We start from the raw sequence: 18,303 nt of genomic DNA, 5'->3' as shown, positions 1-18,303 counted from the left end.
AGGCGAATCGTGATTTTGGGTTTGCCGCCGGTCGATGCGATTGACGTGATCGGACCTGCCGAAGTGTTCTCCTTTGCGAACCGGCTACTCGATGGGCCCGCTCCCTACACAATTGAATTGGTATGCTGCAGTGCGGATGTGTGTCTGGAAAGCGAAATCGGCATCGGACTACGGGGGCACAGGACGCTTGAACAGGAGAGCCGTAGCGACGAGTCGATCGACACCTTGATTGTCGCTTCGGGCTTGAAGGCAATCGACCGACTTGATCCAGCAGCGATTGAGTGGATCCGAACCAAGTCACCGTCAGTGCGCCGCGTATGCTCAATATGTGTTGGCGCGTTCGCGTTGGCAGATGCAGGACTACTGGACGGTCGTAGAGCGACAACTCATTGGTGTATGGCAACACAATTGGCTGAACGCTACCCAAAAGTCGCGGTCGATCCGACGCCTATCTGGGTGAAAGATGGCAATGTGTATACCTCGGCCGGCATTTCCGCAGGGATCGATCTAGCGCTCGCGCTGGTAGCCGAAGACCTAGGAGATGATGCCGCGCTGGAAATTGCGAAGACTTTAGTCCTATTCCTGCGACGGCCAGGCGGGCAAGCGCAGTTCAGCGTCGCCCTTCGATCGCAGCGGGCGTCGAGTTCGAGCCTGGACGAGTTGTGCCTTTGGATCGGCGAGCATTTGCATGCGGAGCTTACGGTAGAGATACTGGCAGACAGACTATCAACCAGTGTCAGGACGCTTATCCGTACGTTTCGACGGGAATTAAACGTCACGCCCGCCAAGTATGTGGAAGAGGTGCGGTTAGAAGCTGCCTGCCGGGCATTCGAGTTGGGGCGGAATTCGACGGAAGAGATCGCACGTCGATGCGGTTATCGTAGCGTCGACGTGCTGCGAAAGGCGTTCATAAGACGTATGGGCGTGAGCCCCAACGAGTACGCGCGACGTTTCGCGCGAGACGGCGAGCCGGGCTAAAGGGGCTAGGGCAGCCCAAGTAGGGCCATATTGGCCCCTACTTGACGCGAACAACTTCGTCCCGTCTTTATCGCGACACAACCGGATCAGCGGCGGCCATCGGCACGGCAATTCAAGGCCATGCAGGCGGCGACGCCCGAGTGCTCAAGATCGCCAATGCGATCGAGGCTAGGCTAGGCGGAACTTTCCGAAAACGCTTTCAATCTCGAACGAGCGTCGCCTTGTATTCGCGCGGCGACATGCCGAAGGCGGCGCGAAACCGCTTGCTAAAGTGGGCAAAATTATTGAAGCCATTGTCCATTGCGATCTGGCTGATATATCTAGCCGCCAACAGCGGATCAGCCAGGTCGCGTCGCGCGCGTTCCAGGCGCCTGCTCCAAATACAGTCACTGACTGTTTCCCCCTCCTCGCGGAACAGCGACTGCAGATAGCGAGGCGAGATGCCGAGGACCGACGCCACCCTTTCCGTATTGAGATCAGGATTGTGCAGCGACTCTTCGATTACCGCCTTGGCCCGGCACTTCAGTGCGGTACCGGCCCAACTCGGTCGACGCTCGTCGGCGGAGATTAAGTCACTCAGAGCAGCGGTCACCAGATCGACGGCGATGGAGGATAGACGACGCGCCATGGCCGGATCGACCTGCGACACCACGCCGCCAAGTTGGCGCAGGAAGGGCACCGTCAAGGTACCTAACAGGCTACCGCCACGGACGGCACGAGCGGTCATCCGTTCCGTTTGCCCCAAGCGGCCGACTAATCGTTGCCGGGGAATTTGGAAAACCAGCGCTTCGAAATCATCGCGGAATTGAAGCGTGTACGGACGGACGGAATCGTAGCAGACACAATCTCCGGCGGTGATCGTTGCATCCCGCCCGTCCTGCACAACCGTGCTATTGCCGCTCAACTGAAACTGCATGAGGGCGTACTCCTCACGCCCTCCGTCGATCCGCTGGGACGTACGAATCACTTGATGGTCGCGGCTACGCACCTGGGAAAATTGCAAGTCGTCGACCTGTGCCGTACTAATTTCGCCAAAAAAAGGGCGATCCGACAGCGGAACACAATCTATCTGCACAAATGTGTTGCACACGACATCCTGCCAGTAGGCGAACCGTTTGGAGTCGGCTACACCTGTCGTGGAATGGAACCTGTTCATCCCGCCACCCGCTGCACGAAATACGGCATTTGGAGGCAGCCACGATATCACGTGACCGCTCCAATCTCAATGCATCAGCGACACGTGACACATTGGGCATTTTTCTCCTGGAGCGATTTGTCGCACTGCGCTTGGAAACAACTATTACCTCGCCACCAGAAAAGTGCGCGGACGGCAAAGGAATAGTCTAGGCGACTACATATCAACGTGAAGAAAGGCGATGGAAGCGATCAAAGCCGCGTGCGTACAGGCGGCCCCCCGTGTCAAGCTACTGAGTCCGACTACCGGCAAGCCGGGAGGCGGCTTCTCCATGATCTATGGGCTGGATGGCCATCCTTTGTGTTCGCCTCTGCCCGAGGATGAGGAAGGCATTCTCTATGCCGACCTCGATCCCACCAAAATCGTCCTCTCCAAGAGTGCCGCCGATCCTGTGGGACATTATTCGCACCCCGACACCGTGCGGCTCGTCGTCGACAAAACGCGCCGGAAGGTGATGAGCGTCGTCGGCGAGGATGTGCCCAGTCCCACAGACCAGGAAGCGCCGCAGCTGCTAGATGCGGCTGTTTGATTACAACCATATCTCCAATCGATGTCTCTTTGAGTATCAATAGAAAGCGAGCGTAATGATGACCAATGAATCCCTGAAAACAGACATTCCTTCTCTCAACAGGCTTCGCGACGCGACCGCAAAAAAGGGCCCTCCGTTCCGGGTCGGCATTATGATCGGTCCCGGCTACTTTCCGCTGGACATGGTTGGTGTCCAGGCCGTCCTTGGCACGTTGCCTGGCGCCGAAATTTACTTGGTCTGGAAGTCGCGCGAGCCGGTCGAAGGTTTCCAGGGCTTTTGGACGCTCCCCACAGCGACCTTTTCCGATTGCCCTGACCTGGATGTCATCGCCGTGCCGATGATGCCTCCGGAAGTGCAGACCGATCGCGAAGTTGTGGACTTTGTCGCGACCCGGGGAAAAATGGCGCGCTACCTCATCGGCGTTTGCAATGGCGTACTGACGCTCGGTGCCGCCGGGTTTCTGCGAGGCAAGCGCGCAACGATCAGCCATAACTCCCACTCGATTCTGCCTCACTACGGCGTGACGGAGGTCGTCACGGGTGGAGTTGTCGCGGATGGGAATGTCTATACCGCCGGTCCGAGCGTGGGCAGTTTCGAAGCGGCCCTTCTCGTGGCGGAACAGGCGTTCGGGCGACAGGTCGCGGAACTGGCCGAATTTATCGTCGAGTACGACCCGCATCCGCCATTCGGCACCGGAACCGCGGCAAGCGCAGGTCCCGCGGCGGTGGGCAAGTTCGAAGGAATGATGGCCGACATGATTTCCCTCTATCGCGCCGAAGCTTTGAAGTTCGCCGCCGCTACCGCCTGAAGGCGGCGCTCGGAAGCGCTGGCTTGGTCGGCTGGGACGTAAGTTCCAGCCGACTTCGACCGGCGGACGTTCTCAAGACAGTACCCGTCGCGCCTAGCTCTTGTTACGGATGAGAACGGGGTTCCTCGCAGTCGCATCCTGTCGACGACGCACCGCTGAGCCAGCCGAAGCAACAGCAAAGGAAAGGCTGATTTAATCTGCGTGGCAGTCATCGTTGAGTGGCTCGTAAGCGCTGTCATATGTGTGCCTGAGAGATGAGTCAGAGATGAAGCGACAGATCGGTTTTGCGAAAGCGCAGAGCCACTGCCGGTGTACATGCCTTTATTCAGTTATTCCCTAAATGGAAATCGCTATGTCTTTGAAAGAAAAGCTCGACACCTTCAGAGCAGACGTCGAATCTGGTACGAGAATCCCGAGTTCCGTGGTGGAGAAACTTCACAGGTCAACCGAGGAACTCGTCGTCTCAGGCCAAGCGGAGCGAGCGAAAAAGGCAGGCGACAGAGCGCCAACGTTTGCGCTCGAGAATACCGACGGTCAAACGATCAATCTTGCAGATCTTCTGGCCAATGGGCCGGTGGTTTTGACCTTCTATCGCGGGGTCTGGTGTCCCTACTGCAATATGGAACTTCAGGCGCTGGAAGAGGCCCGCAGCGACGTCGCGGCTCGGGGCGCACAGCTGGTCGCCATTTCAATGCAGACCGCAGCGAACAGCCGCAAGTCGATCAGAGACAATAAGCTCGGTTTCCCGATTCTGATCGACCCACGCGGTACAGTAGCCGACGCGTATGGCCTGCGCTTCGCGTTGCCAGACTATCTGATCGACATCTACAAGACCGCCTTCAAAAACGATCTGGCTGTCATCAACGACGATCCTTCATGGACCCTGCCGATGCCGGCCCGCTATGTCATCGAGCAGAACGGCATGATCGTCTATGCCGAGGTGAACCCCGACTACACCCGTCGACCGGAACCGGCCGAACTGTTGCCCGTTCTCGACCGGCTCGGCACGCCAATCGTATAGGAAGCACAATTGGCGACACCGTGCGATGGCAAAGTCAACACCAAAGGGACACGCGCGGCGTTAATTCGTGTGTCTGGCTGGCCGGCGATGCGGCGCTCGACGACGACATGGGAGGGCTCGGCAACAAAGCCGCCGAAGCGGACGTTCGAAATCAATCTGAAGCTCCACATCGACTGACCGCATTCCTGAAGTCGTCGCGCACGGGGAGCGTTGTGCTCCTCAAGCGGGCGCATCGTGCGCACCAAGGATGTGCGCAAACAGTTGCCGCTGCTGGATGACTTGGTGGAAGGGCTGCGCCGACAGTGGGTGGCGAACGGCACGTCGCGCTGGAACCGTTTCTGGCGCTGGGTTGCCGTGGTCTGAAGCGGGCCGTCTGGCGGCCGGAGATGCCGAAGGCGTACACCCAGGACAGGAGCATCGCCAGATAGAGCAATGTCAGCGCCCGGGTCAAGTAGACCGGCCAGTAGCGGACGATGCCAATCTTGCGCACCAGCATAGCGACGATGTCCCCGCTGTTCAATGCCTAGGACAGAACAGCTAGCAATCGGGCTGTATTCCGGGGCGGGCTGGTCAATGATTTCGGATAGATCATATTGCTCAATCCAGCGTTGCATATCGCGTGCCGAAACCTTGTCGAACACGGCCAGATTCGGCTGGCCGTGACGCATTAAGGTGATTTCCCTGTTCACTGTATTCATGTCCTTGCTGTTCAGTGAGTGCAGAGGATACACGCTGCGGGTACTTTGTCTGAAGGCTTGATGCCAAGCTCCTTAATGACAAGTCACCGGAAACAAAAAGAGACATCGACTTGATGGCGCCGCATCATGCACCACCGCTTTCGTGGTGTAACGCACAAAGAGCAGGGAAATCCCGGCGTAGGCTCACTATGACAAGGGAAGGGACAATGAATGCCCGATGCTACACATGGCAGCCACGATGTCAGTGGGTGCGGCTTTGTGTCCCACCCGGGATCACGCAAAACGAGGACTGAACGCGTCGGCTTTGGCGGCCACCCACCACGATAATCAGCGACCCATTTTCTCTGCACGATATGTCGTTCGCACATCGGCTCATCTTGTGGCTTGCGCTGCTTGGCATGGCGTTGCACGCGCCATGGCCGATGATGGCCCACGCACAATCGGCCGAGGGGGTGATAGATCACACAATCTGCAGCGCAGGCGGAAACCGCGTCGTCTCCAGCGATGATCAAGTGGCGCCCGATGAGGACGCTCCCGGGGACCACCAGAGCCTCGACGATCGCCTCTGCTGTCTGCTCTGCGCGGACATCGGCGGCACGGATGCGATAACGCACGCCCCACTTGTGTTTCTGCCTCACCTCAGCCAGCTTGGTTTCGTGCGGGCAGTGCCACAGCGCAATGCGTATCGGCCTCCGGGCATCCTTCGCGCGACAGCTCGAGCGCCACCCTTGGCATAGGCACCATCGCCTGACCACCCGCGCGCGCCAAAAGCCCGCGCTCTTGCCACGGGCGGACCACCGGTTCGCCCCCGTATGCCCAGAACGCCATGAATCCGATCCTTCGCGCCGGCACCACAGGTGCCGCCCTGCTATTCCCCACCTTTGCGTTCGCGTGCGCAAGCTGCGGTTGCACGCTGAGTTCCGACTGGGACAGCCAAGGCTACTATGCCGATGCAGGCCTGCGACTCGACCTACGCTACGACTACCTGAACCAATCGCAGTTACGATCCGGCACGCACGCGGTCGACCGCGGCAGCCTCGCTGTCCCGAACGACCGCGAAGTCGAGCAAGGCACAATCAACCGCTACACTACGCTCGGCGTCGATTACAGCTTCAACGCCGATTGGGGCGTCAATGTCCAGGTGCCCTATGTCAGCCGGACCCATACCACGATCTCGCCAGGAGACACGGACGTATCCGGCTCGTCCGGCAACGGCCTGGGCGATGTGCGCGTGGTGGGCCGATACCAGGGACTCCTGGAGAGCAAGAACTTCGGCCTGCAATTCGGCGTCAAGCTTCCAACAGGAGGTTTTCACCAGAACTTCAATTCGGGGCCTTCCGCCGGCTCGCCGCTTGACCGTGGCCTGCAGTTTGGCACCGGCACTACCGACCTGATGGCGGGCGCCTATTACTATGGAGCGATAAGCCAGGATTTCGACGGCTTCGCCCAAGCGATGCTGCAGGTGCCGCTAGATTATCGGGAACAATACAAGCCGGGCATGTCCCTGTCAGTCAACGCCGGGGTGCGGTATTTGCATTTTGAAGCTGTTACGCCGCAGTTGCAGATCAACACCAGAATTGCCAAGCGAGACCTTGGCGACAATGCCGACACCGAAAATAGTGGCGGTACCCTGGTTTATCTGAGCCCGGGCGCCACGGTGAACATCAGCAAGCACGTCAAGCTCTACGCCTTTGTCCAGGTGCCAATCTACCAGCGGGTCAACGGGCTGCAACTGGCCCCTCGCTGGACGGGTACGATCGGCACCCGCTACGTCTTCTGACCGAGTTGAACCGGCTGGGGGGCGCAGCTTCCGGCCGGCGTCGCGGTAGCCTAACGCTTGAGCAGCGGCACGACTTGCTTCTCGAGCAATTCCAGGTCGACAGTGGGCTCGGCATGCCAGCCATCCCTGCGCAAGATGCCGTTCTGGTCGATCACGAATGTCACCGGAATTCGCCACAGGCGGCCGAAGCCCTTCACGTCGGCATCGCCAACGAAAGCCAGCGCAAACGTGTAGGACTTCATTACCGCCTGCGCCTCGGCCTGGTCGCTGGGCTTGTCAATGCTGACGGCAATCACGTCCACGCCTTGCGCGTGATGTTCTCGATAGAACGCTTCAAGCGCTGGCATTTCTTTGCGGCATGGCGCGCACCAGGTCGCCCAGAAGTTGATGATCGTAACTCGGCCCGCCGCGGCGCTCGGCGTGACATGGCGACCATCGGTGAGCTTGATGTCGAAAGCCGGGACCGCCTCGCCGACCTCCAGTCCGCCGGCCATGGCCGAAACCGACCATAGCGCACAAGTCAGAACCGCCAGCATGCGCATATTGAGGACACTCCAATGCCATTCGGTAGTCCACATTTTACGGCCGGCATGCCGGCCGTAGAACCGGCCCTCACCGGGCCAAGCGCCTAAGCGCTTCCGAAGGGTCAGGTTGACCATTGACGATTGTCTTGGCCAGCCGTGTGAAAACAAGGTGTGTTAACTCGACCTCAGCGTGAACGCCAGGAGCAGCACATTCACGATGAGCAAGCCGTACAGGATCGCCATGCCTGCGGAGATGGCCCGACGCCGTTCATGTTTAGGCGAGGCGAGCCGATCTCGCTTGCGTTTCCAAAGCCAGGCCACGCCAATGCTGAAGGCGGCAAAGCCCATCAGCAAGCCTGACAACAAGCCTGGCGATAAGCCTGGCGACACCATGGCGCGAGAGGCTGGCTCGGGCGGGACTTGCCCGGTTTCGATCGAGGCGGGCGGCGCCTGAACGTCGGCGACCGCCGGCGATGTCGGCTCGCTCGATTGCGCGCTCTCTGGCACGGCAGCCAACTGAGTCGGCGTCGCCGGGTCTTGCGCGGGAGGTGCCGGCTCCTGCTTTGGCGGGACAGAGGCTGCAACGGCGGTGCTCGGCACAACGGTCGTGCTTGGTACAACGGGCTTGCTCGGCGCAACGGCGGGCCGTGCCGGCTTCATGCGGGCAACGTCCCGCCACCGCCACCATTCATGGAACAGGCTATCAAGACAGCGCACGGACCCGCAGGCATCGCGCTTGCTGCGCCAGGCGCGGACGTCGGCATCGTTGGTGACGCCGCTGTGCAGCAGCCTCTGCTGTTCGGCATAGATGCGCTCGTAGCGCGTCGAAAGCTCCGCGTTATCGCAGACCAGGTGCTTGTTGCGCGAGCGCCCGTCGGTCGCCAGGCCACATCGCATCCCGTTGCCGTTTGGATCTTCACAGCGGACCGATCCCGCGCCGAACGCTGACTTACAGTCGATGTCGGAGGCCTGCGCCCCATGCAAGACAGACAGGCCAAGGACAACGAGCACGGCCAGGTGTCCTATGACCCTGTTCATCACGGCTCCTCATCGACGCGGCCACATCGGCCTTGAGATTCAACATAGTCGATGGCTGCATGGGGCCGCAAGCGCGCGATTGGCAGCGCGATCGGCAGCGCGTGTTGTAGTGCACTTTGTTTGGCGCCGCCAAGCTGCGATGCGCGCGAAGTACCGTATCGATGTCATGCGCCGCGCGGCCATCTTCCCCCCTGTGGCTAGACGGCCGGCCAGCCATCATCCATCGCCGCCCTCCCCCTCACCCTCACCCTCACCCTCACCCTCATCGTCCTGGGCGGCCAACTCGCTCAGCACCAGCGTTTCATGCGCGAGCACGGCCGCCAGCGAAAGCAGATGGCTCTGCGTCTCTTCGGTGATGTTGCACAAGGAGCCGCCAGCAGCGTTCTCGACAGCCACCGAAAGCAGCGCGTTGAGTTGCGCGGTTTTCTCGGCGGCGAGGCTTAGCGGGCTTTCGGAAAGGGCGTGGGCCGTGAGGAAGGTGTCACGCCCGGCGCGCTGGGCGGTGATGTTGTAGTGCGGGTACCTATGCATCGGGCGCCCTCCGTTGGCAGGCGCGCGGGCGCTGGCTGAGGATGGCTGGCTTGGAAGATACGATTTGCCCGGGACGAGCAAGCGAAGACTGGGGCATGGGTATGCCTCCTTTTTCACGCGGATTGATGGCGGATTGGTCACCTTTTTCCGCGGGCCGCTAAACCCGGTCGCTGTGGTTGCAACGACCTGCGCAGTATAACGGCACAAAGTACGCTCCAAACCACCCGCCACAAAAAGTCACACTGCTACACCATCAGCCGGCAAAAAGCACCAAATCGACGTTTACCAGCCCTTTCCGGGCATCAACCGCACCCTAGGCCAGCCGTTTCGCCAGCTCCGCACCGTGGGCAAAACCAGCCGTCTCCGCCGCGTCCGCCGTGGGGAACAGGTCCGTTACCTTGGACGATTCCAGCAACGTCCCGGCGGCCCGGATGTTCGTGCCCGGGCGGCAGACCCGCACCGTGTACTCCCAGACCGTGGGCGTTCTCGGCCGCACCTGCACTTGTACTTCATGGGTCTCGAAAACCCGCTTCTTCCACGCGTATTCTTTAATCATGGCCGTCTCCGCTTTTTATTGGAGAACCGCAACCTCGCCGGGCGAACGCTAGTCGTTCAAGCGCGCATCGCAAGCGCCATAGCGGTTGCGGGCTACCGTTGCGTTCTAACCATCATCGTATCAAAACACGCAATGTCTGCTCATCTCGTGCAATCCCGGCTTGCATTTTTGCCAATTGCGCAACACATGGCGCGGCAACGCCGGGCATGCCAGGCACTGGACAATCTGCCGGCGGGCAATCATCCTATGTCTCCCGCCCGCCCACGTGTGCGCCAGCCAGATTGCACCATGACGCTCCCTACCCTGCTGCTCTTCATCTTTGCCTCGGCAGTGACCATTGCCACTCCCGGCCCGACCGTGCTGCTGGCCCTGAACAACGGCTCCAGGCATGGTGTACGCAAGGCGTGCTGGGGCATGGCCGGGGCGCTCGCGGCCGACATCATCCTGGTCGTCACCGTGGCCGCAGGGCTTGGCGCCGTCATCGCCGCGTCCGAGGTTGCCTTCGAGGCGATCAAATGGTTTGGCGCCGCCTATCTGGCGTATGTGGGGTGGAAGATGCTGCGCTCAGGCAAGGAGCCGCAGACGGTACCGGAGACAACACCGGAGCCGACACCGGATACGCCTTCGGATTCCGCTGCCGCCCGGACGCCGGCATCGGCGCGGGGCCGCGTCCTGTTCTCACGCAGTTTCCTGGTGGCGCTGACCAATCCCAAGGCGCTGCTGTTTATCTCGGCCTTCCTGCCCCAGTTCATCGATACGAGCGCGGCGTTGCTGCCGCAATACGCCATCCTGACGCTGGCCCAATGCCTGCTGAACCTGGCCGTCATGCTGGTGTACGCGGCGCTGGGCGCACGCATTGTGCACGCCTTTCGTGGTGACGGCATGCGCTGGCTGAACCGGCTGTCGGGCGGCACGCTGATTGCGCTGGCTGGCGGGCTGGCGTTTTACCGCCGCGCGCAAACCTGAGGCACGCAGCACCGCTGCCACACTATCGCGCCCAATCGGGCAAAAAAGGGCCAAACCATCATGCCGAAGCCCCAGATCCTGACCTATATCGACGCCGGCACCTCCGACGGGACCTCGCGCCTGATGCGGATGATCGGGCAGCAGTTGCTTCCCGGCGCGTACGAGATCCGGGCGGTCATGGCCGACGACATCCGGCAGGACGAAACGCTCTTTGATGATGCCGTGATGTTTGTCATGCCGGGCGGTGCGGACCTGCCCTATTGCGCAGCCCTGAACGGCGCGCCCAACGCGCGCATCCGGCGCTTTGTCGAAGAAGGCGGCGCCTACCTCGGCATCTGCGCGGGCGCGTACTACGCCTGCAGGGAACTCGCCTTCCATGCCGGCACCGAAGGTGCCATCTGCGGCCCGCGCGAACTGAGTTTCGTGGATGCTGTCGCGGTTGGCTGCTTGCCCGAACTCACCCGGGGCGTCGCGTATGACGCAACACCGCGAAGCACCGCGGCAGCAGAAATACGCACCACCCATAGCCTGACCCATGCCCCGATCACGCTGTATGCGCACTACCACGGCGGCTGCCGCTTCGACTTCGGCGATGCAACAAACCACGCGGCGCAGATCCTGGCCGTGTACACGGGCCTGGAAGGCACCCCGCCCGCCATCGTCAGCGCCCCCGTGGGCAAGGGCTGCGCCATCCTCACAGGCATCCACCTGGAGATCTCGGACCGCGAGTGCAAGGACGCCCTGCGCGGACACAGCGACATGACGGCGCACCTGCACGTTTGCCGCAAGCTGGCGCAAACGGGAGATGCCCGGCTGGCAGTGTTTCGCCACTTGCTGGCGCATGCCGGGTTGATGCTGGGCTGACTGGCTGATCTCGATACCCACATCGAGCCGGAAAACCTCAGGCCAGTAACCAACGGATTCCGGCTCCGGGCCTCTTCGATCCGAGCGGTATCGCGCCCTGCCTATCGCAGCGCCAGGCGAAAGGCAGAAGCCATATTGTCCTGTTCCCGCTGCGACAGTTGCAGTCCGTTCGCAGCAATCCGCCACTGACCGACAACCCTCTTGAAGTCCTCGATGATGTCATCGGCATCGGACATGGAAACCCGGAAATACCCGGCCACCTCTCGTGCAAGCTCCAGATCCAGCGCGTTGTCAGCGTGAGTGATGTTCAGCGTCAAGCCATCGGCGATGGGAACAGGGTTCATGTCATAGGCTTCGGATAGCCGCCACCCCTTTCCTGGCATCAGGATGAATCCATGATTGCGCAAATGGTCATCGGTATTGGAGACAAGGATGTTGAAGACGATGCGTGACCAAAGCTCGCACAAATCCTCGCTGGGCTGCGCACCATGCCGGATGATCACTTCGGCCAATTCTAAATAGCTCGCGCCAGCGGCAGCGTCGTCGCCATCGACCCGACCGGTCATGGTCATGGCGGAAGCGAAATGCAGTCTCCGGCCAGCACTGGTGCGATCGAAGCGCTTGACCATGAAGCAGTGGTGGTCGCTTGCGAAGCGCTGCGCCATCCCTTTCGCTACCCGCAACTCGCACGCTGTAGCCAGGGCGTTCACGACCATCTCCCATGCGCCAACATCATGCTCATCACGGGTGCTCGGGAATTTTGCGATCCAGAGGTGGCCATCGCTGTCCGAGCAGGTAGTCGGACTCAAAGAGCCTTGTGCCCTTGGGGAAGATGCCGTCGCGAACATCGCGCTCCAGCCGCCGCCTCATCAACACGCGCCCCCATCTATCAGGACACGAGTCGACAAATACCCCGAACTTGTCGTGATGTTCTCCTGGAAACTGTGGGCCAGAATAGAGCCCGATGCGGGGATCAATCTGCAAGCGCCCCAATGCGGGATCAGCCAAGGCCGCCGGATCGTACTCGAACTCGAACAGCTCTGCTGCCCTTGCCTTCCTGGCATGCAACCAGCCAAGGCGCTTGGCGGATGCCAGGCCATCCCAGTCAGCGTAGACCCCGATCATCTTGCTCATCACTCGTGTTCCTCGTCCGCTGGCTTCTTTCTCCTTGGGGAGATCAAGGCAGCCAAGGACTCACTATTGACGGGAAGCGGGGTTGCTGTCTCAACTGGCCACCTGTCCTCTGGACGGGCGACTGTTTCGTCGCGAGGCAGGCGCGGCGCAGCGGCGCGCTGGCTGGACGTGCGTCCTAGCAAACGGGAATCTTGCAGGCCTCTGCCGATCTCGTCCGTCTCCGCGATCTTGGCCAGGTCTTTCTCGACGCCCAACACCTGCATCACCGAAAGATAAGCGCCGATCGTTACGCCCGAGCCACCGGCCTCAAGCGATCGCAATGTCATCTGAGACATCCCGGCACGCTCTGCCACCTGCTTGGCCGTGAGCTTTCTTCGCAGGCGAGCGAGCTTGAGACGTTCGCCGAACTCGACAAGCAAACGCTGGGTTGAGGGAAGGAGTGGCGCGGTTTTTTTCGCCATGGCGGCAATATTTCTACATATCCAGGCCGAGAATGCAAAAATAATAGCACTTTTCAGGAGCGACGCAATAAGGCAAATACTCCGGCCATCGTGCGTCCGTAGTGCAAGAATAATTGCATTTATGGCGCTTGCCGCACATTTCCTCCCTATTCAGAAAATTGAATGCCCGCTCAACGTGGTCAGCCACTCCAGGGCCTGCACCCCGGCCAGCGAATTGCCGCTGTGGTCCAGCCCTGGTGACCAGACGCACACGGCCCACCTGCCGGGCAGCACCGCCACAATGCCGCCGCCCACGCCGCTCTTGGCCGGCAAGCCCACCCGATAGACAAAATCCCCCGCAGCGTCATAGGTGCCGCAGGTCAGCATCAGGGCCGACAGGCGCTTGGTGGGGCTGGTGTCCAGCACGCGCTCGCCGCTCCATGGCACCACCCCGCCATGCGCCAGGAACAGCGCCGCGCGCGCCAGGTCCTCGCAGCTCATGGTGATGGCGCATTGGCGGCAATAGGCGTCGATGACCTTGTCCACCGGCATCTCAAGGCGGCCAAAGTCCTTCATGAAATACGCCATGGCGCGATTGCGGTCCGCATGCTCGCGCTCGGACTGCGCCACGCGCGGGTCGTAGTCGATGGCCGGGTTGCCGCTGAGCCGGCGCAGGAACTGCACCATGGCGGTCTCCGCCTGGACAAAACGGCTGCACAGCACGTCGGTCACCGCCAGCGCGCCCGCATTGATAAACGGATTGCGCGGCTTGCCTTGCTCGTACTCCAGTTGCACCAGCGAGTTGAAGGCATTGCCGGAAGGCTCGCGCCCGACCCGCTGCCATAGATCCTCGCCCAGCAACTGGAACGCTAGCGTGCAGGCAAACAGCTTGGAGATGCTCTGGATGGAGAACGGCACCGCGGCGTCGCCCACGCAATGGCTGCGGCCATCGGCAAACACCAGCGCCATGCCGAAATGGGTAGCGGGTACCTTGCCGAGCTCGGGGATGTAGTCCGCTACGCGGCCCTGGGTGAGCAAGGGCGCGATGTCGCGGTGGATGCGTTGGAGGATGTGTGCGTAGTCCATGCCAGGCCCGAAGAAACGTTGCTGGCAACATCCTACAGCCCGACGGGCCCCGCCGGCACTCTGCGCGCCATGGCGCGGCTAGTACTAAGCTGGCACCGGCCCACCCCGGTCCAGCGACGCCGACACCCCCACTGCCAGCAGCGCCAGCGCGGCCACCGCCGCACCCAGCCACGGCAGCTGGGTCAGCGGCAGGCCGGCGCTGATCATCAGCCCGCCCAGCCACGCGCCGGTGGCGTTGCCCAGGTTGAACGCGCCCTGGTTCAGCGTGGAGGCCAGGTTGGGCGCGCCCTTGGCCTTGTCCAGCACGCGCACCTGCGTGGCGGGCACCACGGCAAAGCTGACCATGCCCCACACAAACAGCGTGAAGAGCGTCGGCACCGGAAAATGGCTGGTCCACGAGAACACCAGCTGCACCACCGCCACCGCGGCCAGCAGGCTGGCCAGCGCGGGCATCAGCTTCCAGTCGGCCAGCTTGCCGCCGGCCAGGCCGCCCACGGTGATGCCAGCCCCGAACAACAGCAGCACCATGCTCTCCTGCTGCGCGGTGAAGCCCGTGACGTCACGCAGGATGTAGGCGATGTAGGTGAACACGGTGAACATGCTGACCGATGCCAGCGTGCTGATCAGCAGCGCCAGTTGTACCTGCGCCGCGCCGATGGAACGGAACTCGCGCAGGATGCTGCCGGCCTGCATCGGGATAGCCTTGGGCAACCAGGCCACCAACGCCGCCGCAGCGGCCACGCCGATCACGGTGACGGCCCAGAACGTGGAGCGCCAGCCCAACGCATGCCCAAATGCAGTGCCAAACGGCACGCCCAGCACGTTGGCTACCGTCAACCCGGTAAACATCAATGCCACCGCCTGCGCGCGCTTCTCACGCGGGACCAGCTCCGCGGCCACCACCGCGCCAATGCCGAAGAACGCCGCGTGGCAGAACGCCGTGACCACGCGCGCAGCCATCAGCAATGCATAGTTGGGCGCCAGCGCGCACAGCGCATTGCCAAGGATGAACAAGCCCATCAGCCCCACCAGCGCGGTCTTGCGCGGCCACTTGTTGGTGAGAATGGCCAGAATGGGCGCGCCCACGGCCACGCCGATGGCATAGCCCGAGACCAGCATGCCGGCAGCCGGCGCGGAAACGCCAAGATCGGCGGCCACGTCGGGCAACAGCCCCATGATGACGAATTCGGTGGTGCCAATGCCAAAGGCCGCGGCAGCCAGCGCGAGAAGCGGTAATCGCATGATGTTGTTATTGAAAAACGAGAGAGAGATCGGTGGAGCTTGCGCGTGCGGTGCGCACAATCGGCGCAGAGGGGCGCCGCGCGCGCCGTGGCGGGAAGAACGGCAAGCCACGTGCGGATGAGCGGCGCATGTCGGCGCGCCGGCACGATCGCGCAAGTGCCGCATTTTGCGCCAATTTCGCGCGGCGCGTTGGCGGGCGCGCGAAAAACCCTGCACCCGGAGCGGTCGCAAGGCCATAGGCTACGCAGTACTACTCAGGGTCTGCGCCCAATCGCCCGCAGCCATTGCGCAGTACTACGCAAGCCCGCTCAGAAAAACACGCTGCGGATCAGCGGCGCGGCCAGCACGCTGACCAGCCCCGCGATCATCATCACCAGCGATGCCACGACACCCTGCACTTCGCCCAGCTGCCTCGCCTTGGCCGTGCCGGCACCATGCGCTGCGGCGCCGAAGATTGCGCCTTGCGCCAGCCGGCTGCGCACCGAGGGCAGGCAGGCCAGCACGGTCTCGCCAATCGCCATGCCCGTCAGCCCGGTCATGACCACAAAGATCGCGGCAAGATCCGGTGGCCCGCCCAGCGCGCGCACCGCATCCACGGCAAACGGCGTGGTCACCGAGCGCACCGCCAGCCCCTTTTGCAGCATCACCGGCAAGCCAAAGCCACGTGCCAGCCAGACCGAGCTGAGCACCGACGTCACCACCGCCGCCAGCACGCCAACCGATATCGATAACCAATGCTGGCGCACCAGCGCACGGTGATCGTAGATCGGCAGCGCGAAGGCGATGGTGGCCGGGCCAAGCAGCCACATCAGCCAGCGCGTGTCGGCGATGTAGTCGCGATACGGCACATGCGCGGCCAGCACCAGCGCGATCAGCACCACCGGCGTGGCCAGCAGCGGCATCAGCCACAGCCGCGCACGGCGCGCATAGAGGCGCTTGTTGATGTAATAGAAGGCAACCGTAGCCACCAGGCTCAGCGCCGCCAGCATGGAGTCATGCATGGTGCTGCTGCCGGTTGTATGTGGCACGGCGCGCGCGGCGCGCCAGCCTGCGTTCGAGGCGGACCACCTGCTCCACCACCAGCGCCGTCACCACCATCACCGCGAGCGTGCTCAAGGCAATCACCGCGCAGATCCGCCAGCCCTGATGCCGGACCAGTTCCGGATACTGCACCACCGCCAGCACCGCCGGGATAAAGAACAACAACATCTCGCCCAGCAGCCAGTCCGCCCCGCGACGCACCCAGCCACCGCGCACCGCCCCGCTGAACAGCAGCGCGGCCAAGGCCAGGAGCCCAAGCAAACCAGCCGGCAATGGCAACCCCAGCCGCCCGCGCAACCAGTCCGCCAGCAGCCACAGGGCCGACAGCGCCACCACCTGGCCCAGCGCGATGGCGCCAGTGCGCAGGCGGGCACCGGGCGGCTGCGGCAAGGTCGCGGAGGTGGAGGTAGAAGTGGATGAAGTGGATGAAGTGACAGTCACAGCGCGTGGCATCGGAACATTCAAGCTATGGCGCCACGCAAGACGTGGCAGTGACGCTAGTGTACGAAGCGCACTTCGATATATAAAATGAATATAAATTATTGATTCGATGCCATATTGGAATGGCAAGCCGTGATCACCCACGCACGCCACATCCGAGGAGCCCCATGGATATCCGCGCCCTGCGCTATTTCGTGGAAGTCGTCCGCCAGAACGGCTTCACCCGCGCCGCCGAAACCCTGCATGTGACCCAGCCGACCATCAGCAAGATGGTCAAGAGCCTGGAAGACGAACTCGGCGGCCCGCTGCTGCTGCGCGAAGGCCGCACGGTACAGCTCACCGACGCCGGCGAGGTCGTTTTCGCCCGCAGTCAGGCCGTGCTGGCCGAAGTGGCACGCCTGCGCCAGGAAGTCGCCGAGGTAGACGGCATGGCGCGCGGCGAGCTCAAGGTAGGCATCCCGCCCATGGCCGGCCGCTACCTCGCCCCGGTGATCGGCGCCTATCGCCGCCAGTACCCCGGCGTAAAGCTGCGGCTAAGCGAGCAAGGCGGCCGCGCACTAGAAGAAGGCGTAGCCACGGGCCAGCTCGACCTCGGCGTCACGGTGCTGCCCGCCGCCGTAGCCGGCCTGGCCAGCCTCACCGTGACCCGCCAGGCACTGGTCGCCGTATTTCCCGCCGAGCGCGCACCACGCCGTGCCGGCGCGGTCCGGCTAACCGACCTCGCCACCCTGCCCTTCGTCATGTACGAGGACGACTTCGTGCTGTATCGCGTCATCCTGGACGCCTGCGAAGCCGCCGGCTTTGCACCGCAGATTGCCGGGCAGAGCCGGCATTGGGACTTTATCGGCGAACTGGTCGCGGCCGATGTAGGCGTCGCCATCCTGCCTGCGCCAATTGCCGGGCAGCTAGACCCCGAGCGGGTAGCGATCCGGCCCCTGGTTGCACCTGAGCTGGTGTGGGAACTGGGGCTGGTCTGGCGGGAGGGGTATTTGTCGCGGGCGGCACGCGCCTGGCTGGTTTGTTGTGAGGAGGCGTTTGGGGCGGGGCGAAAGGATGCGATATGAGCGGTTGCGTTGGGACTAGCAGCTCTTGGCCGATGGCGCACAAAGGATCAGGAATTGAAATTCGAGATCGAAGCAAGCAACCGCGGCGGTATCGCCGAGTACCTTGCGCTGAAGGCCCCCTCTATTGACGCCTTGATGGGATCGCGTCCGATTTCAGCAAAGTGATAATGGCGTAGGTGCCATTCTGCCGGCCCGGACTTCGACCGCTCATGTGGCGGCTGATCGAAATTGGCAGCACTCGGAAGCGCAAGGCCGGTGGGCCAAGACCGGATCTCGACCAACTACGCCAGTTCTGGGCAAAGCGATGAAGCCTGCCGCCATCGGAGCTGCCTTATCCGGAATTGGTAAGATGCAGCCTGGCAACCAA

The 18,303-nt window shown here is 62.2% G+C and carries 22 protein-coding genes; 9 read left to right on the top strand and 13 right to left on the bottom strand.

What is annotated here, in order from left to right; translation table 11 throughout:
* The first annotated feature begins 9 nt into the window (after positions 1-9).
* On the top strand, positions 10-978 hold the full coding sequence (locus tag AC1RQC_RS15825; protein ID WP_492829526.1) for a GlxA family transcriptional regulator: 969 nt from the start codon (positions 10-12) through the stop codon (positions 976-978).
* Positions 979-1,177: 199 nt separating this feature from the next.
* On the opposite strand, the gene AC1RQC_RS15820 is transcribed toward AC1RQC_RS15825, so the two are convergent.
* Positions 1,178-2,134: an AraC-like ligand-binding domain-containing protein gene (locus AC1RQC_RS15820; RefSeq protein ID WP_492372136.1), complete on the bottom strand. Its 957-nt coding sequence runs from the start codon at positions 2,132-2,134 to the stop codon at positions 1,178-1,180.
* Between the two features lie 220 nt (positions 2,135-2,354).
* On the opposite strand from AC1RQC_RS15820, the gene AC1RQC_RS15815 reads away from it, so the two are divergent.
* From AC1RQC_RS15815 to AC1RQC_RS15805, 3 genes are all read left to right on the top strand, one after another.
* Complete coding sequence (locus AC1RQC_RS15815) at positions 2,355-2,702, top strand: hypothetical protein (protein WP_492883915.1); 348 nt, start codon at positions 2,355-2,357, stop codon at positions 2,700-2,702.
* Between the two features lie 55 nt (positions 2,703-2,757).
* Positions 2,758-3,510 carry a DJ-1/PfpI family protein gene (locus AC1RQC_RS15810; RefSeq protein WP_492372134.1) on the top strand — a complete coding sequence of 251 codons (753 nt, stop codon included), beginning with the start codon at positions 2,758-2,760 and terminating at the stop codon, positions 3,508-3,510.
* Positions 3,511-3,862: 352 nt separating this feature from the next.
* A complete protein-coding gene (locus tag AC1RQC_RS15805) occupies positions 3,863-4,531 on the top strand; it encodes a peroxiredoxin-like family protein (RefSeq protein ID WP_492372133.1) in 669 nt (222 codons plus the stop codon).
* Here AC1RQC_RS15805 and AC1RQC_RS15800 read toward each other — a convergent pair.
* Positions 4,462-5,229 (bottom strand): hypothetical protein, encoded by a 768-nt coding sequence (locus AC1RQC_RS15800; protein ID WP_492883913.1) that lies wholly within the window; start codon positions 5,227-5,229, stop codon positions 4,462-4,464. The genes AC1RQC_RS15805 and AC1RQC_RS15800 overlap by 70 nt on opposite strands.
* Positions 5,230-5,582: 353 nt before the next feature.
* Between AC1RQC_RS15800 and AC1RQC_RS15795 the strand changes: the two genes are divergently transcribed.
* Both AC1RQC_RS15795 and AC1RQC_RS15790 read left to right on the top strand, forming a co-directional pair.
* Positions 5,583-5,966, top strand: coding sequence for a DUF2946 family protein (locus tag AC1RQC_RS15795; RefSeq protein WP_492372129.1), 384 nt, complete (start codon positions 5,583-5,585; stop codon positions 5,964-5,966).
* A gap of 89 nt (positions 5,967-6,055) precedes the next feature.
* A complete protein-coding gene (locus tag AC1RQC_RS15790; RefSeq protein ID WP_492372128.1) occupies positions 6,056-7,009 on the top strand; it encodes a TonB-dependent receptor in 954 nt (317 codons plus the stop codon).
* A gap of 50 nt (positions 7,010-7,059) precedes the next feature.
* Here AC1RQC_RS15790 and AC1RQC_RS15785 read toward each other — a convergent pair whose 3' ends face one another.
* The 4 genes from AC1RQC_RS15785 to AC1RQC_RS15770 all read right to left on the bottom strand — a co-directional run bounded on the left by AC1RQC_RS15785 (position 7,060) and on the right by AC1RQC_RS15770 (position 9,658).
* Entirely contained in the window at positions 7,060-7,668 is a 609-nt protein-coding gene (locus tag AC1RQC_RS15785; RefSeq protein WP_492372127.1) for a TlpA family protein disulfide reductase, read from the bottom strand.
* A 39-nt stretch (positions 7,669-7,707) separates the two neighbouring features.
* Positions 7,708-8,571 (bottom strand): GntR family transcriptional regulator, encoded by an 864-nt coding sequence (locus tag AC1RQC_RS15780; protein ID WP_492884050.1) that lies wholly within the window; start codon positions 8,569-8,571, stop codon positions 7,708-7,710.
* A 216-nt stretch (positions 8,572-8,787) separates the two neighbouring features.
* Positions 8,788-9,102 (bottom strand): hypothetical protein, encoded by a 315-nt coding sequence (locus AC1RQC_RS15775; protein WP_492883911.1) that lies wholly within the window; start codon positions 9,100-9,102, stop codon positions 8,788-8,790.
* 313 nt (positions 9,103-9,415) lie between these two features.
* A complete protein-coding gene (locus tag AC1RQC_RS15770) occupies positions 9,416-9,658 on the bottom strand; it encodes a hypothetical protein (protein ID WP_150990685.1) in 243 nt (80 codons plus the stop codon).
* A 288-nt stretch (positions 9,659-9,946) separates the two neighbouring features.
* Between AC1RQC_RS15770 and AC1RQC_RS15765 the strand changes: the two genes are divergently transcribed.
* Positions 9,947-10,624, top strand: coding sequence for a LysE family translocator (locus AC1RQC_RS15765; RefSeq protein ID WP_492807068.1), 678 nt, complete (start codon positions 9,947-9,949; stop codon positions 10,622-10,624).
* A gap of 60 nt (positions 10,625-10,684) precedes the next feature.
* Complete coding sequence (locus AC1RQC_RS15760; RefSeq protein ID WP_492807066.1) at positions 10,685-11,488, top strand: BPL-N domain-containing protein; 804 nt, start codon at positions 10,685-10,687, stop codon at positions 11,486-11,488.
* 101 nt (positions 11,489-11,589) lie between these two features.
* Here AC1RQC_RS15760 and AC1RQC_RS15755 read toward each other — a convergent pair whose 3' ends face one another.
* The 7 genes from AC1RQC_RS15755 to AC1RQC_RS15725 all read right to left on the bottom strand — a co-directional run bounded on the left by AC1RQC_RS15755 (position 11,590) and on the right by AC1RQC_RS15725 (position 16,872).
* Positions 11,590-12,336: a type II toxin-antitoxin system HipA family toxin gene (locus tag AC1RQC_RS15755; RefSeq protein ID WP_492372122.1), complete on the bottom strand. Its 747-nt coding sequence runs from the start codon at positions 12,334-12,336 to the stop codon at positions 11,590-11,592.
* On the bottom strand, positions 12,230-12,622 hold the full coding sequence (locus AC1RQC_RS15750; RefSeq protein ID WP_492807063.1) for a hypothetical protein: 393 nt from the start codon (positions 12,620-12,622) through the stop codon (positions 12,230-12,232). The genes AC1RQC_RS15755 and AC1RQC_RS15750 overlap by 107 nt, the downstream gene beginning before the upstream one ends.
* A complete protein-coding gene (locus tag AC1RQC_RS15745; RefSeq protein WP_416052270.1) occupies positions 12,622-13,083 on the bottom strand; it encodes a helix-turn-helix domain-containing protein in 462 nt (153 codons plus the stop codon). Before AC1RQC_RS15745 ends, AC1RQC_RS15750 begins: the two co-directional genes overlap by 1 nt.
* Before the next feature lie 150 nt (positions 13,084-13,233).
* Positions 13,234-14,148: a glutaminase gene (locus AC1RQC_RS15740; RefSeq protein WP_492883909.1), complete on the bottom strand. Its 915-nt coding sequence runs from the start codon at positions 14,146-14,148 to the stop codon at positions 13,234-13,236.
* Between the two features lie 84 nt (positions 14,149-14,232).
* Complete coding sequence (locus AC1RQC_RS15735; protein ID WP_416052268.1) at positions 14,233-15,390, bottom strand: MFS transporter; 1,158 nt, start codon at positions 15,388-15,390, stop codon at positions 14,233-14,235.
* Positions 15,391-15,698: 308 nt separating this feature from the next.
* Positions 15,699-16,391, bottom strand: a complete 693-nt coding sequence (locus AC1RQC_RS15730) for an LrgB family protein (RefSeq protein WP_477132310.1) — start codon at positions 16,389-16,391, stop codon at positions 15,699-15,701.
* Positions 16,384-16,872, bottom strand: coding sequence for a CidA/LrgA family protein (locus tag AC1RQC_RS15725; RefSeq protein ID WP_492883907.1), 489 nt, complete (start codon positions 16,870-16,872; stop codon positions 16,384-16,386). Before AC1RQC_RS15725 ends, AC1RQC_RS15730 begins: the two co-directional genes overlap by 8 nt.
* Positions 16,873-17,039: 167 nt before the next feature.
* Here AC1RQC_RS15725 and AC1RQC_RS15720 point away from each other — a divergent pair, with 167 nt between their 5' ends.
* Entirely contained in the window at positions 17,040-17,936 is an 897-nt protein-coding gene (locus tag AC1RQC_RS15720; protein ID WP_492883906.1) for a LysR family transcriptional regulator, read from the top strand.
* Positions 17,937-18,303 lie beyond the last annotated feature (367 nt).

The sequence above is a fragment of the Cupriavidus sp. GW822-FHT03E04 genome (genome assembly GCF_058801495.1).
The sequence above is the reverse complement of the archived record's forward strand: the minus strand, read 5'-3'. Positions and strand labels throughout refer to the sequence as shown.

Coding starts and splice junctions, on each gene's coding strand:
- AC1RQC_RS15780 (WP_492884050.1), bottom strand. CDS start 8,571: ATGAACAGGGTCATAGGACACCTGGCCGTGCTCGTTGTCCTTGGCCTG.
- AC1RQC_RS15765 (WP_492807068.1), top strand. CDS start 9,947: ATGACGCTCCCTACCCTGCTGCTCTTCATCTTTGCCTCGGCAGTGACC.
- AC1RQC_RS15750 (WP_492807063.1), bottom strand. CDS start 12,622: ATGAGCAAGATGATCGGGGTCTACGCTGACTGGGATGGCCTGGCATCC.
- AC1RQC_RS15800 (WP_492883913.1), bottom strand. CDS start 5,229: ATGAATACAGTGAACAGGGAAATCACCTTAATGCGTCACGGCCAGCCG.
- AC1RQC_RS15795 (WP_492372129.1), top strand. CDS start 5,583: ATGTCGTTCGCACATCGGCTCATCTTGTGGCTTGCGCTGCTTGGCATG.
- AC1RQC_RS15815 (WP_492883915.1), top strand. CDS start 2,355: ATGGAAGCGATCAAAGCCGCGTGCGTACAGGCGGCCCCCCGTGTCAAG.
- AC1RQC_RS15740 (WP_492883909.1), bottom strand. CDS start 14,148: ATGGACTACGCACACATCCTCCAACGCATCCACCGCGACATCGCGCCC.
- AC1RQC_RS15730 (WP_477132310.1), bottom strand. CDS start 16,391: ATGCATGACTCCATGCTGGCGGCGCTGAGCCTGGTGGCTACGGTTGCC.
- AC1RQC_RS15790 (WP_492372128.1), top strand. CDS start 6,056: ATGAATCCGATCCTTCGCGCCGGCACCACAGGTGCCGCCCTGCTATTC.
- AC1RQC_RS15770 (WP_150990685.1), bottom strand. CDS start 9,658: ATGATTAAAGAATACGCGTGGAAGAAGCGGGTTTTCGAGACCCATGAA.
- AC1RQC_RS15810 (WP_492372134.1), top strand. CDS start 2,758: ATGATGACCAATGAATCCCTGAAAACAGACATTCCTTCTCTCAACAGG.
- AC1RQC_RS15775 (WP_492883911.1), bottom strand. CDS start 9,102: ATGCATAGGTACCCGCACTACAACATCACCGCCCAGCGCGCCGGGCGT.
- AC1RQC_RS15745 (WP_416052270.1), bottom strand. CDS start 13,083: ATGGCGAAAAAAACCGCGCCACTCCTTCCCTCAACCCAGCGTTTGCTT.
- AC1RQC_RS15785 (WP_492372127.1), bottom strand. CDS start 7,668: ATGGTCAACCTGACCCTTCGGAAGCGCTTAGGCGCTTGGCCCGGTGAG.
- AC1RQC_RS15805 (WP_492372133.1), top strand. CDS start 3,863: ATGTCTTTGAAAGAAAAGCTCGACACCTTCAGAGCAGACGTCGAATCT.
- AC1RQC_RS15720 (WP_492883906.1), top strand. CDS start 17,040: ATGGATATCCGCGCCCTGCGCTATTTCGTGGAAGTCGTCCGCCAGAAC.
- AC1RQC_RS15735 (WP_416052268.1), bottom strand. CDS start 15,390: ATGCGATTACCGCTTCTCGCGCTGGCTGCCGCGGCCTTTGGCATTGGC.
- AC1RQC_RS15820 (WP_492372136.1), bottom strand. CDS start 2,134: ATGAACAGGTTCCATTCCACGACAGGTGTAGCCGACTCCAAACGGTTC.
- AC1RQC_RS15755 (WP_492372122.1), bottom strand. CDS start 12,336: ATGTTCGCGACGGCATCTTCCCCAAGGGCACAAGGCTCTTTGAGTCCG.
- AC1RQC_RS15760 (WP_492807066.1), top strand. CDS start 10,685: ATGCCGAAGCCCCAGATCCTGACCTATATCGACGCCGGCACCTCCGAC.